Origin of the sequence: Periweissella cryptocerci (assembly GCF_004358325.1) — a bacterium.
GTDB lineage: Bacteria > Bacillota > Bacilli > Lactobacillales > Lactobacillaceae > Periweissella > Periweissella cryptocerci.
In genome coordinates this window covers 2,363,373-2,376,668 of sequence record NZ_CP037940.1, presented here as the reverse complement: position 1 = coordinate 2,376,668, position 13,296 = coordinate 2,363,373, and the positions used below count along the sequence as shown (strand labels likewise).

At 39.5% G+C, this 13,296-nt stretch carries 13 protein-coding genes; all 13 read right to left on the bottom strand.

Annotation, left to right across the window (positions count from 1 at the left end; genetic code table 11):
• Nucleotides 1-34: 34 nt before the first annotated feature.
• Nucleotides 35-421, bottom strand: coding sequence for a winged helix-turn-helix transcriptional regulator (locus tag EQG49_RS10500; RefSeq protein WP_207668552.1), 387 nt, complete (start codon nt 419-421; stop codon nt 35-37).
• Nucleotides 422-528: 107 nt separating this feature from the next.
• Nucleotides 529-1,734, bottom strand: coding sequence for an MFS transporter (locus EQG49_RS10495; RefSeq protein WP_243115706.1), 1,206 nt, complete (start codon nt 1,732-1,734; stop codon nt 529-531).
• 386 nt (nt 1,735-2,120) lie between these two features.
• The gene (locus tag EQG49_RS10490) at nt 2,121-2,513 is read right to left on the bottom strand and encodes a hypothetical protein (protein WP_133363917.1); all 393 of its coding nucleotides are present in this window, start codon (nt 2,511-2,513) and stop codon (nt 2,121-2,123) included.
• Nucleotides 2,514-2,525: 12 nt separating this feature from the next.
• Nucleotides 2,526-2,888 carry a hypothetical protein gene (locus EQG49_RS10485; RefSeq protein ID WP_133363916.1) on the bottom strand — a complete coding sequence of 121 codons (363 nt, stop codon included), beginning with the start codon at nt 2,886-2,888 and terminating at the stop codon, nt 2,526-2,528.
• Between the two features lie 58 nt (nt 2,889-2,946).
• A complete protein-coding gene (locus tag EQG49_RS10480; protein ID WP_133363915.1) occupies nt 2,947-3,339 on the bottom strand; it encodes a hypothetical protein in 393 nt (130 codons plus the stop codon).
• 485 nt (nt 3,340-3,824) lie between these two features.
• Complete coding sequence (locus EQG49_RS10475) at nt 3,825-4,772, bottom strand: DMT family transporter (RefSeq protein WP_133364578.1); 948 nt, start codon at nt 4,770-4,772, stop codon at nt 3,825-3,827.
• Between the two features lie 296 nt (nt 4,773-5,068).
• On the bottom strand, nt 5,069-5,749 hold the full coding sequence (locus tag EQG49_RS10470) for a transposase (protein WP_133363914.1): 681 nt from the start codon (nt 5,747-5,749) through the stop codon (nt 5,069-5,071).
• A 1,061-nt stretch (nt 5,750-6,810) separates the two neighbouring features.
• A complete protein-coding gene (locus tag EQG49_RS10465; protein ID WP_133363913.1) occupies nt 6,811-7,014 on the bottom strand; it encodes a hypothetical protein in 204 nt (67 codons plus the stop codon).
• A gap of 285 nt (nt 7,015-7,299) precedes the next feature.
• Nucleotides 7,300-7,473: a hypothetical protein gene (locus EQG49_RS13745; RefSeq protein ID WP_165964871.1), complete on the bottom strand. Its 174-nt coding sequence runs from the start codon at nt 7,471-7,473 to the stop codon at nt 7,300-7,302.
• A gap of 604 nt (nt 7,474-8,077) precedes the next feature.
• The gene (locus tag EQG49_RS10460) at nt 8,078-10,621 is read right to left on the bottom strand and encodes a YhgE/Pip domain-containing protein (RefSeq protein ID WP_133363912.1); all 2,544 of its coding nucleotides are present in this window, start codon (nt 10,619-10,621) and stop codon (nt 8,078-8,080) included.
• 52 nt (nt 10,622-10,673) lie between these two features.
• On the bottom strand, nt 10,674-11,366 hold the full coding sequence (locus tag EQG49_RS10455; protein ID WP_133363911.1) for a TetR/AcrR family transcriptional regulator: 693 nt from the start codon (nt 11,364-11,366) through the stop codon (nt 10,674-10,676).
• 669 nt (nt 11,367-12,035) lie between these two features.
• Entirely contained in the window at nt 12,036-12,629 is a 594-nt protein-coding gene (locus tag EQG49_RS10450; protein WP_133363910.1) for a YdeI/OmpD-associated family protein, read from the bottom strand.
• A gap of 503 nt (nt 12,630-13,132) precedes the next feature.
• The gene (locus tag EQG49_RS13740; RefSeq protein WP_165964870.1) at nt 13,133-13,294 is read right to left on the bottom strand and encodes a hypothetical protein; all 162 of its coding nucleotides are present in this window, start codon (nt 13,292-13,294) and stop codon (nt 13,133-13,135) included.
• Nucleotides 13,295-13,296 lie beyond the last annotated feature (2 nt).

Genomic DNA, 13,296 nt, shown 5'->3' with positions numbered 1-13,296 from the left:
CGCCGTTTGTCCCACTTGTATTTGCCGTTAACCGCTATTTAGTTTCAATTACTGGCACAGCATCGCGGTTGATGAGTTCAATTTTTTGCCCGTTTTCATTTAATAAATCAATATGTTTTTCACCCCAGACACAGAGCTTATTCAAAATAACACTGAGCGTTTCACCATACGCACTCAGGCAATATTCTACTTTTGGTGGCACTTGATTGTACACGTGGCGCTCAACAATATCAGCGTCTTCTAGCTCCCGTAACTGTTGTGTCAGCATTTTTTGCGTGATATTTGGAATCGCTCGTTTCAATTCACCAGTACGTAACGTCTGGTTGCGCAAGTGACACAAAATAATTGGCTTCCATTTACCACCAATTACTTCCATCGTAGCTTCAACGCCAATGTTATAAACTTTTTTTATTTCCGCCATTACTTCGCCTCCGCTTATTCGTGTTTGCTTACTGCATTTTACCAGCTTTAAATTTCGCGTCAACTCAACAGCTAATCTATTATGGCTTGGCTAAGTGTCCTACAAAATTAAAGTTCGCGCACAACTTTATCTTTCATTAACCAAGCAAATTTAATTCCCACCGCTGCCATAACCATAACAAAACCAAAAATCGGCGTCAAAGCTAGTCCACCGCGTGCGGTCACCTTACCACCGACAAATGCTCCCATGGTAATTCCAATATTAAATGCCGAGATATTTAACGCCGAAGCCATTGAAGTTGCTGCCGGCAGATATTTTTCCGCTAACTTAACGGCTAATAATTGTAACCCCGGTACATTCATAAATGCAAACAACCCCATCAATAAAATTGCGCCTAATCCCAAAATTGGTTGGTGGATAAAGAAAAATATACCTAAAATACTAAATGCTAAACCAATGAACATATATAACAGTGCCCGCAGCGACCGGTGATTAGCTAAGCGCCCACCAACCATGTTTCCAATTGCCACTGCGCCACCATAGCCAATTAAAATTAATACTATTTGGCTTGGCGAATATCCCATAAATTTTTCTAGAATTGGGGCAACGTACGTATATACGACAAAAGTTCCCCCATACCCTAAAGCTGTAATCAATAAAATTAATAACAAGCGCAAATTGGTCAACACCTTGCCAATATCACGCAACGAAATTGCGGTGCTCTTTGCTAAATTGTTGGGCACTAATAGAATATTACCCAACAGCGCAATCAAGCCAATCACCAAAATAAACACAAATGACATTCGCCAAGTCGTGTGTTGGCCAATGAATGTACCAATGGGAACCCCGGTAATTGTTGCGACCGTTAAGCCCGTAAACATCAGCGCAATCGCACTAGCCCGTTTAGCTGGTGCAACAACATCCGCCGCTATTACGGCAGCGATTGACATGAATACCCCATGTGCTAAAGCCGCCACAATTCGTCCCACTAACAAAAATGCAAAATTCGGCGCAATCGCCGCTAATAAATTACCCACTAAAAAGATCGTCATATCAAATAATAATACTCGTTTACGTTCCCACTTTGATGTTAATGCCGTTAAAATGGGCGCACCAATCGTTACTCCAAGTGCGTATAGCGATACTGTTAGGCTCGCACTACTCAATGAAACATGCAAATCTTGCACAATCAGTGGTAATAATCCCACGCTAATAAACTCTGTTGATCCAATCCCAAATGCACTAATCGCTAATGCCCATAATGTCATCGCTGGCTTAATTGGTTGGATTTTAGTACTCTCTTCAATCATCATTCCATTTCTACCCCTTATTCGCTTCATTGCCTACACCTTCACAATCCTTTTCCGTAACCCCATTTCCACTAAAATTTAAGTTCTTACTAGTAAAACTTACTGGAGTAATTATCAATGCAACCATCCCTTTCAACAAGTAGGCACTATTAAGTACCCTACCCACCTTTTAGTGTCTTCTTGCACCTAGTCACGCCCGGAAGCCTTTAGTCGCACGTCAATAAGCCTGATTTCTACCTTGTGATAAGGAGAAATCAGGCTTATTTTGTGGGCTAGACAAGTTATGTCCCACCCACTATTAACGTCAAAAATAATTTAGTTACGCCTAGCAAATGTTGTACTATTTTACAGGTAAAACACCATTTTCTACTCGTAAATTCAAATAACAATTAATCAGGCGTAGCTGTTTCGTGCATATATTCCAAAATATTTAATAAACGATGGGGTTCTTCGACCTGCCCGTTGTTAAGATGCATTACCAGACTTGTCCACCAACTTTTAGGATGTGGATCCGTGATAGTCATCCCATGTTCACTCAACCAATCAGCCATCATTTCTAAACTCATATTAGGCGTCAGGGGCTCCTTGGGCATCATTGCAATTTTCCACACCTGCCGGCTCGCCATCACACAATTATCATTTTGATAATGTTGTAGCCGACTCGCAATTTCACTTGCCGTGTGTGGCTTACGTCGCTTGATTTGATCATTATTACGATCATTCGTGGCCGCAATGAACAATCCAAAACCAATTACATCTAAAATTCCCATCGTGATAAACATTGGCGTGCCCTCCTATGGTTTCGTTAAATTTAAATATTCTAGAATATTACATAGTTCATGCGCTTGGGCAACATCGCCGTTATTTAGACTATGTACCATTCCAGCCCACCAATGCGTTGGATGTTCTGAGACGATTATTAATCCGCGTTCATTAAGCCATTGTTGCATTTCAGTTAAACCCATATAAGCTGGTAAATCATTGGTGGGTTCATTTGCAATCGCCCACAGCTGGTGACTGGCTTGCAAACACACTGCATGGTGGCGCTTTTGAGGTTGCTTCGTAATCACAATCCCATTGGTTGCTTGATATTTAGTCGTCCAATCATAATATTTGTTGTCTGTAACCAACGTCATAACTTTTTTTAATAAATTCATCTGCTCATCCACTTCTTTCTTTTGTTTTTTGCACAAGTTGCTTACTAATACTAGATGATTAATTTTCAACAACTGCACCGGTAACTTGATATTCATCATGGTGACTGTGTTTCACTTCAATAAAATGAATTGTTAGCAACTCTGACTTCCCGTGTGTATCTGTGTCCTTAATCTCGTATCGTAGGGCATAGGCACCATTCAGATACTCGTGGGCCCATTTTGGCTTACCGTTTACTTTGATAACTTGTTCATCAGTTTCACCTAGAAAAAAATCAATTCCTTTATAGCCATCCACCACCTCACTAACATCAGCAGCAACCTTGTCTGCCCGTTTTTCGGCCAAATAAATTACCTCGCCTTGTTTATCAGCTAGCACCTCATTGGCCATTTGAATTGCGCACACGCCAACTAGCAAAAAAATGATAACAAGTAAAATTCTTATTTTTATCATCTACTAGCCCGCCTCCATATCTGCTACGGCTTCAACAATTTAACGCACGTTGTTCGGGATTTATTGTACAAAAATAGCAGTCTTCCTAAATACAATGGAGTCTTTATCATATTTTTCGATAGATACGTATTTTAATTGAAAATCCATCCATAATTATTCGCCTTAAAATCAACTGATAAATATTTCGATAACTACAATGTACTCGCTTGTCCCCAAAAATGCAGTCCCGATGTTCTGTGAAAGCGTCGTCAACGCAAAAACTTCAAACGTGTGACTTTTTTGTGAATTTGTGCATTTTAGTAAAACGTCATTCAATAAGATAGTGTTAATCAATGTCATTAGATTGGCATTTTATGTAAATGTCCAAATTTGTCTGCACAAACAAAAAGGTGGACAAAATTTGTCCACCCAGCAAAATAAGCCGGATTTCTCCTTATCGTGTAAGGTAGAAATCCAGCTTATTAACATGTGATAAAATGAGTCGGTCAAATTATTCCTTTAATTACTAAAACACCAACTAGCATAACCAGTATCCCAATAATTTGGAGACGCTTAACTGGGGCAATTGGTGAGTGCCACAGTCCCCATTGAGCCACGACGATTGAGCCACCAAGTTGACCAACTAAAATCGTGGTCACTGTTAACCCTGCACCAATTTTTGGTACCAAAATCACAGTTAGCAAAACAAACAGTGCTCCAAGGATACCACCAAGCCATCCCCACCATGGCATGTTTTTCACCTCAATTACCTTAGGCATAATCCGGTGATCCATCACCAAAACAATGAAAATTAACACTACCCATGATAATGAGAACGAGACGAAAGTGGCTTTTACAGGGCTGCTAAGCGCAATACCTAATTGACCGTTAATCGCTTGTTGCATGGCTGAAAGTACCCCTGCAATAACTGCCCATACCCGCCAAATATTTAAACCAAGCCCGCCTTGCTTAGTTACTTGTTTGCCGCTTAGTTTTTTGTCTGAGCGTTGGTAGTTAGCCCACACAACGGCAATAAAGATTCCAAATAATAAAATAATTATCCCCAAAATACGTTGCCCAGTTAGTTGAATAACTTTATTACCAAACAACCCAAATGTATCAATCGCCGTTCCCATTAGGACTTGTCCTAATATTGGTAAAATGGCTGTCTGAATCGCGCCAATTTTTGGAAACAACAAAATAAATGTCGTCAAATAAATCGCGGCTAACCCACCACCAAGCCACATCCAAACTGGTGTATGCGCCATTTCAGCGCCAGTTGGCAGTAATGGTACTCCTGTACATACTAAAATAATTGCTAAAAAAATAACTCCCACCGTAAATGAAATCAACGATGTTCGAGATGGTGATCCAATGTACGTTCGCAAAAATGCATTAACTGGATTTTGATTGGCCAAAATAATCCCAGCTAACAAACCCAATAACATTAACATAAAAATCAAAATAATTTCTCCTTGTTTCCCTAAATTTTGGATACCTAGATTGCTCCTGCTTAATAAAAAGGGCTCTGTGTCAAATTCTGTTGGTAGGACTATTTTGGAACTAGAATCTTAATGGATTCTGGTTCCTTTTTTGTTTATTTTGCGAGGATGGAACGGAGTGACATATGAGCCAAATAAATGGAGATTGGGACATTCTAAAAATCTTGACGGATTCGCCAGAGTAAGTGAGCCATATTTTTGTAACACACGAGTTACGTTTAAGCTGGTTTGATTTGTGGTTCATACCTTCAACGCGTTCCATTTGATAGTTTCGAGGTGATGCTGTTTTGAATTCCCTTATAATTCTTGGCGAAAGTCGAAATTGCGCTGTCCATATCGTTTCCCATAATCGTGTAATGAGTGATGATGTCTTCGAAACCTGATAAATCTTTGTTATGCATTGCTTTCATAATTTCCTGATATGCAGTCCAAACCTGACCAAATTCAGGATATTCGTCGAAGACGATGCCAATCGCTTGTTCTTGTGTTAGATATTCATTAATTCCACGCATGTAATAAGGTTTCGTTTTTTCGAGATCCTCATACATCATGTGGAAGATTTTCCATTGACTCTTCATGATTTTATAGGCTCGATTATTTTGTTTATCATCAATGCGTTTTTGAATGTTCTTACGAACACTATCCAAGGCGTTACCGATACGCTGAGCGATATGGAAGCCGTCGATAATGATTTCTGCGTTCGGAAATAAGAACTTAATGAAACTGGCGTATTGAGCGTTCATATCCATGACAACGTGCTTAACACGCTTCCGATTAGCTAGTGAAAATCCAAGAAAATATTGTTTGATTGTTTTGGTTAGTCGATTGGGCAGTACTTCAAATTGCTTGATTGAAGTGGCATCACACCAAATAAAGCTAAACTGATCATTGGCTGAGCGGAACTCATCATGGAAATAGCTTCGGGTAATTGTTGTTTTTAAATTGTATTGATACTTGTATTGTCCGCCTTCGTAATATTTGCGTCATATTCGATTCGTTGTACAGAATTAAGGTGAGATATGAAGTGCTTAGCTACAGTTTTTCTTGTCATCATATCTCGTTTAGATTCTGTTTTACGATTACTTTCGTGTTTCGTGGAAATTTTGGCAGTTCTTTCGAAGTCGGATGACGCTGCTGTAAATGTATTACCACAATCTTACAGTGAAAACGTTGTTTACGCAGCGCTAAGCGCACATCACAAGCTCGTGCCAGTGAGTCGCATCTCGGTTGAAGTCCACCCCAGTGCTCGACGCAATCACGACCACAGGTCACTGCATCGGCTAACGGAATAGGTTAAATTAGCGGTATAAATTAAGCATTTATGTCGCTTGTCTCCGCGACCACGATAATCAAAATAGTTCCATTCTCCTGCTTCATTGTCGGTAAAATGGATGTTTTTATCTTTTAAATTTAACTCACGTAAGATACAATTGTCTTGGGACATAATAAATAACCTCGCATACTTTTTGATTTTTGTCGGTTGGAACGTGGTGAATGGACATAATATGTCCTTTTTGTTTTGTACATAATTATCTATTCTAGGCTCATCTGTCGCTTTGCTCCACCCTCGCGAAGAACATAAAAAACTGCTGACGGATTTCTCCACCAACAGTAAAAAGTATAGAGCCATAAAAAGATAAACTAAAACAGCAAAAAACCGCATACCATTTCAGCCAGTATGCGGCTATCAGTCAGTTTTTCTTTTTTTAAGTAATTAGTGCTACCCAAATATCATAGCACATTTTATTAATTATAAATGCTTGCACTCGACATTTAAAGACGGTCGGACTTAACTTCATCCAATCCGAAAAAATAAACCTTATTCCCCTCCCCGTAAGGCAGGAAACAGGCTTATTAACGTGCAACAAAAACTTTCCAACCAAGACAAGCGATCCTAGGTCCAATTGGCAAAAAAACTTTTGTATTTCGATATAATTGCTCAAACTAATTTAAGTGCTGGCACTTATGCTTATAAAAAATTTTATGTTAATTAAGCAACCCGACTCATACGTACAAATGAAATAACCGCACTAACCAAAGCGATGACTAACAATACGCCCAAAGCATCCGTGAATAGTGATGAATCAAAGATAGTTCTTGTCGCAGCGACAAAAATTGACAGGATAACTGCCCAAAACATAAATCCAATTCCAACTAACTTGTGCTTTGCTGCTGTGCTTTCTTGTTCCCACATCTTTCAAATACCTTACTTTCATTCTTCTTTTTTATCATTGTATCTTCCTTCACAAACTAACACAATCATAAATTTTTATGTAACCGAATTCATTTTAAAGTAAGGGTTTTCATTAAGAAAAATCGTCGTTATCAGTGTAACAATCAAGTTCATTACATAACAATTCCATTGATGCTTGTTATATTTTTAAAGAAAAAAACGAATTAACTTAAATTAAAGTCAACTCGCCTAGACTATCCGGAACACCAATATTATAGCACCAAATATCAGATACCGCGGATTTTTTTACAAATCATTAATTTCGCCAACTGTATACACATGGTTCTGCCGGGCTAGCTGAGCTTGTTGGCGGTGTACTAACTCAGAACTGACTAAACTCGGGGTAACTGGTGCCGTCCCAAACGAAATCATCCACTTCAATATTTTTTGACCAATCCGTTTATATAATTGTTGTCTCATTACGCAGTCCCCCATTAATTTTTAATTATTATAATGATAATCTTCTCATATAAATATGAAGATTTTGGTGATGGCGTCCTAGAAATAGCAAAATAATAAGGCTTTAACTAACGACCGTGAACTATGCGTTGCTTTTGTGGCTATATTTTTCTATCGTGGGATTGTAGTTTCTGTACTTTTCAATCATCCAATTACTGAAGCTCCTTTGTAAGTGTTTTTTTTGCTACTGCAGTCTGTGGTTGGCAATTATTTTTCGCTAGTTTGAGAATTATTACTAACCAACGAAGTGCCGGTAAATTGCTTGGCGGGCGCAGCCTTTACACCGCGACTGGGGCGATATGTGTGAAACGCATGTCGCCGCTGAGGATGAGATGAGGAGTCTAGGGAATTTATTCCCGTAGAGTCCCAGCTTATCCGAGTTTGCCAAGACCGCACTTCGGCTTGGCAATGTGCTTCCAGCGTGGTGCGCCAAGTAATTTACTGGCACACAGTGGCCAATTTTATTCAATCCCACGTCAGACGGAATAGAGCCCCTTTTGTTTACATTGGCGCAAAAAAAAGCTTGAACACCAAGTTGTGATGTTCAAGCTTTTCAATTTTTTTACTATGCTTCCTTCATTGCGAGTTTCATCACTGTGTGTTGTTTGCGGTGAAGTACTAAGTAATTGAAGAAAGTAAATACTAACCCAAAACCAATTAAGATAGCCATTTGCCCATAAATTGGGTGCCCTATCGAAATTGATTCCCGTAAACCAAACACCGCATGTGTGATTGGGAGGAAGGGACTAATCTTAGGGAAAATCCCACCAGTAATTTGCAGTGGATATGTCCCACCAGCTGAACTTATTTGAATAATCAGCATTAGTAAGGCAAAGAAATTTCCGACTCGCCCAAGACCGGTAATCAGGAATCCGATGATACTCATGAACGCAAATGATGCTGCCCAGATAAGGAATATCGTTTGCACAGGGTGCATAATTTGTAAGCCAAGGAACTTTTGTAAGCCTAAGAAGATAAAGAGCCCTTGTAAAATACCGACAAATCCGATGACTGAGTATTTTGTCTTCAACCATTCCCACGCATTCTTAGGTAAGAGTGCGGTGGTGCTCAAACTATACATCATCATAAAGGCCAAACTACCAACCCATAAACCGATTGAGATCATATATGGTGCCATCCCAGTCCCATTGTTTGGTACTGGCGTATCTTCATGGTGATGGGTAATTACTGGTTCACTAAATTGGAGATATGTTTTTGCATTTGGCTTATTAGCGCTAATCTTGTTAGCACCATCATGTAATGCCGTTGCTAACGTATCACTACCATCCCCAAGCTTGCCAAGCCCGTTGTCCAAAGTACCGACACCATCACCTAATTGACCGACACCATTGTTAAGTGTACCTGAGTTAGCTGTTAATTGATGACCACCGTTCTCTAAATCACCAGTTTTAGCTTGTAATTGGGTTGCCCCATTAGCGGCTTGTGATGCTCCATTTGCTAGTTGGTTAATACCACCCGTCAAGGTTGGCACATTCCCTTTAAGTTGGCCTAAGCCGTTGTTAAGTTGATTTGCACCAGACACGAGTGCACTCCCGTTTGATTGGAGTTGTTGTCCACCCGCGTTGGCTTGTTTTGCACCGGTCGCTAAATCGTTGATGCCACTTGTTAAGTCTGGCACTTTAGCGTTTAATTCAGCAGCACCGGATTCTAGATTATTAGCCCCTTGCTTTAAATCAACACCATTGGTTTTTAGCGCATCGCTACCCTTATTGGCTTCAGTAGCACCGTCTATTATTTTGTTAAGTCCTGCTGTTAAACCTGGTACATTTTCCTTTAATGCAGTAGCGCCATTCACCATTTGAGTTGAACCAGCAGCCAATGCAGACATTTGTTGTTGGTTATCAGGTGAAGTCATTGCCGCCAACACTTTTTGTAATGCAGCTTGTGTTTTTGGATCAGTCGAAGAACTCGCAATTGCGGCTAATTGCTTTGCAACATCAGACATTTGAGATGATACTTGCGTCACACCAGCAGCAACTTGGTTTGCTCCATCAGACAAGTTCGCTGCATCAGTTGGTAATGACGCAGTCTTTGTTTTCACTTCAGTAGCACCATCGTTCAATTTCTGAACACCACTAATCATACTATTTGTACCAGCGACATATTGTGAAACACCGTCTGCAAGATTTGCCGAACCTGCACTTAATTTAGCAACACCACTAGAAAGTGATCCTGTTCCCTTTTGCAACTTTTGAGTCCCAGCATTCAATTTTGAAACACCATTCGCAAGTTTATTCGTTCCAGCCACGTATTGCTTTTCACCGGTAGCCAGATTATCTGATCCAGTAGCTAATTTGTTAACGCCATTAGCAAGTGGTTTAGCCCCTTGCTTCAAAGTTTGCGTGCCATCATTTAATTTTTGAACCCCAGTGGCAAGCTTGTTCGTTCCATCGGCATACTTGTCAGTACCTGCGACAAACGTTTGAACCCCATTGGTGTACTTCTTCACTCCGGTGCCCAAGCTCTTAGTCCCATCGACTAACTTCCCAGCACCGTTTTTGGCAGTACCAAGGTTACTCGTCAGCTTATCAGCCCCGTTAGCTGCCTTGCCCATTCCTTTGCCGGCACTACCCAAAGCAGCGTAAATCGTCTTACTATATGAATCAATAATTTCTTTATTGAGCTTGGCCTTCATTTCAGTCACAGCCGCTGTACTAATCTTCATAGCAATATAGTTGTAACCTGATGTCGTTGTATAATCTAACTTCATCTTTTTAGGTTGCTTATCAGCTAACGTGGTGGCATTTTTAGAAAAGTCATGTGGAATTGTAACAATCATATAATACTTACCACTTTTGATTTCTTTGTTTGCTTTGGCCTTATTAACATAGTGGAAATCCATGTTTTTTGACTTCTTCAAATTTTCAACCAAGTCATCCCCAACCGCAAGTTTTTTCCTATCTTGTGTAACTGGTTGATCTTGATTGACTATCGCAACTGGTAAATGATTAACCTTCGCGTATGGATCCCACATTGATGCTAAAAACAGGCTCCCATAAAGTAGTGGAATCGTGGCAATAACAATTAGCACCACGCGCATCATCTTATTATTCCAAATGTTTTTCCACTCGGCTTTAAATAAACTCATTTCAAAATTCTCCTAATATATCTCTTTTCAACAACGCCTTAAAATTGCACCCTTATTCTGTACCCAAATCAATCATAATTTCAGCTTTTTTTCGATCAAATTCTGCTAGTTGCTTTGCTTTGGCTTCCTCTAACTTTGCCAGTTTATGCTGAGCATCTCGCAATTTTTTATTATCAGGCGTTACCGTCACCGTATTCATCCCGCGTAGAATGATGGTTTCCGCCAATTTCGTAACCTTTTTAACGCTTCCTGGGCGTCCAGCTAGAATCCACTTTTTAGCAATTCCAATGAAACCTGAAATCGCAAAGTAGATTTGATATTCGGCCTCCATTTTGTCAACACCCGGCATCAACGTCATCCACTCAGCTTCAAATTCTTGTTCAAATAAATTTTGTAGCCGATTGTCAGATGAAATGGTCGCCTGACTTTTAAACAGTAGCGTCACATAATCAGCATTTTCATCAAAATACTCAAACATTGATGCCATAATTTCAATTGGATCAGTCGCTTGAACTTGATCAACATACACCACAATGTCTGCGTAAACCTGATCTTCAATCGTTTTTACTAATTTATTCACATCAGTGTAGTAATTATAGAAAGTTGTTTTATTAATTCCAGCCACACTTGAAATTTCTTGTACTGAAATTTCAGTAATATTTTTTGTTTCCAATAGCGTATTCAACGCACTCACAATAGCTTGCTTCGTTTTGCGTACGCGTGCATCTTCTTTTTTGACTTCCATGACTTGCCTTCTTAATATTTCTCGATGATATGATACTACCACCACTCGTCGAGTTAAACAACAAAAATTGCATAACTTTAGTGAAAACAAACAAAAGTTGCTTAACTATATTTTTGTTTATTATTATTTTGATAATTAATTTATCACTATTATCGATGGTATATGTGTAGCGTATCATGCCAGTCTGCAATAAAAAAGGCACTAAGTTGCTTTACCAACTCAATGCCTTCTCATTACTATCCAATTTAGTAACCCTTACCAATTTTCCAAAATAAAAGGCCCCTAACTCTCGCGAGCGGGGCTACTTTTATTTAACGGAAGAATCACGCCAATTCAACGTTTACTTACCCGAGAAATGGACTTCATTAAAACTGTTGGCGTTTCCGCTTGATCAAAGCATGGGACATGGACACCCACAAGTCTTACGAAACTACTTTGCCTGGCTAATAACTTTATGCACCGAAAACATCCTGTGCTTCATGCTAATCTAACTGCGATTAGTTGTCGCTAACTTGGTAATCTACCTGGTATTAGTCGAGAGCAAACCTCCAGCAAACCCGGCCACAATCACTCACAACTACTAAACGATTATCTGGTATCGGATTCTTATGGTTCTTCCTTACAAGATATATAATACCATGTAAGCGTTTACAGTGTAATTGTTTTTACTTAATCTGCTAATCCTTTTCCCGCTAAAATTTTGGGAATGAATTTTTCAATTCGCGCAACCCGTGTTGCTGACTGCTTTGCATCCCCAAAATACCGCTTGTAAGCTTTTTGGCGACCAGGTGTCAATCGATCAAAAGCCGTGTGTAGCTCGTCATTATCATCTAACATCGTTTGTAATTCCAATGGTGTTGGAATCGCTTTAGGTTCTGCATAGACTGGTTGGATACCAGCTTTTTCTGCGGCAACTGCGGCCGCGATGTACGCGACCACTGTACCTTCTTTTGCAAGCAAGTCATCCAAGCTTGTAAAACGCATTTGGCGTTGTACTTGTGAATCTTCAGTTGGCTGGATTAGTAGACCAGCTGGATCATCAAGTACTGACCCCTTCATGAACAGCAGTGATAGGTGATTCTTCAATGGTAAGATACCAAATAGATTTTGTTCATTGTATGAGTACGTTGGCTTTCGCCACTTGTAGTCTTCTTGTAATTCTGAAGCTAATAGTAGCTGGCGTAATTTAATTATTTCAGCTTGCCAAACTTTTGTATTTGCGACAAACTCATCAACTTTTGGATTAATGTTAACTGCGGCCATGATAAACCTCACTTCGTTTCTATAATATTAGTGTTATTTTACCGTACCGCTTACGAAAAATCACTAGCAAAAATACGTACCACTTACGATTTGCGTGTGGTATACTTACTTTACCCGATTAACCCCGCCATCTGATCCTACGGGATTCCAGAAGGCTAAGTTAGACTGACCCCATTCCTGTGAATGCGGGTCTTTTATTTTGCACTAATTTAAGCATGATACATAATAATGTCCTACATTAAAACGCGAGGTTAGGACATAACTTGTCCAGCCTACAAAATACGCCTGATTTCTCCTTATCGTAGTAAGGTAGAAATCAGGCGTATTAACGTGGTACAAAAGTGGCTACATTTTTTCTAACGTAGTATTATCGTTTCTTTTCTTTCCTTTCCTTTCCTTTTCTTTTCTTTTCTTTTCTTTTCTTTTCTTTTCTTTTCAATCGTTGAATTACTGAGGCTTTATTGTCAATGTTTTTTCATGCTACTGCAGCCTGTGATTGATAACTATTTTTCGCTATTTACATTATTCCAAACTAACGGAGTACCGGTAGTTACTGGCACATAGTGGCCAATTTTATTCAATCCCACGCCAGCCAAAATAGAGCTACTAAAAAGACGCGCTTTCTCCTTATTTGAATATAAGGTCGAAATTGCGTCTTTTTTCATTT

What these genes read in the sequence shown, in the direction of transcription:
- EQG49_RS10500 (WP_207668552.1), bottom strand. Translation starts at nt 421, where the DNA reads ATGGCGGAAATAAAAAAAGTTTATAACATTGGCGTTGAAGCTACGATG.
- EQG49_RS10495 (WP_243115706.1), bottom strand. Translation starts at nt 1,734, where the DNA reads ATGATGATTGAAGAGAGTACTAAAATCCAACCAATTAAGCCAGCGATG.
- EQG49_RS10490 (WP_133363917.1), bottom strand. Translation starts at nt 2,513, where the DNA reads ATGTTTATCACGATGGGAATTTTAGATGTAATTGGTTTTGGATTGTTC.
- EQG49_RS10485 (WP_133363916.1), bottom strand. Translation starts at nt 2,888, where the DNA reads ATGAATTTATTAAAAAAAGTTATGACGTTGGTTACAGACAACAAATAT.
- EQG49_RS10480 (WP_133363915.1), bottom strand. Translation starts at nt 3,339, where the DNA reads ATGATAAAAATAAGAATTTTACTTGTTATCATTTTTTTGCTAGTTGGC.
- EQG49_RS10475 (WP_133364578.1), bottom strand. Translation starts at nt 4,772, where the DNA reads ATGTTAATGTTATTGGGTTTGTTAGCTGGGATTATTTTGGCCAATCAA.
- EQG49_RS10465 (WP_133363913.1), bottom strand. Translation starts at nt 7,014, where the DNA reads ATGTGGGAACAAGAAAGCACAGCAGCAAAGCACAAGTTAGTTGGAATT.
- EQG49_RS13745 (WP_165964871.1), bottom strand. Translation starts at nt 7,473, where the DNA reads ATGAGACAACAATTATATAAACGGATTGGTCAAAAAATATTGAAGTGG.
- EQG49_RS10460 (WP_133363912.1), bottom strand. Translation starts at nt 10,621, where the DNA reads ATGAGTTTATTTAAAGCCGAGTGGAAAAACATTTGGAATAATAAGATG.
- EQG49_RS10455 (WP_133363911.1), bottom strand. Translation starts at nt 11,366, where the DNA reads ATGGAAGTCAAAAAAGAAGATGCACGCGTACGCAAAACGAAGCAAGCT.
- EQG49_RS10450 (WP_133363910.1), bottom strand. Translation starts at nt 12,629, where the DNA reads ATGGCCGCAGTTAACATTAATCCAAAAGTTGATGAGTTTGTCGCAAAT.
- EQG49_RS13740 (WP_165964870.1), bottom strand. Translation starts at nt 13,294, where the DNA reads ATGAAAAAAGACGCAATTTCGACCTTATATTCAAATAAGGAGAAAGCG.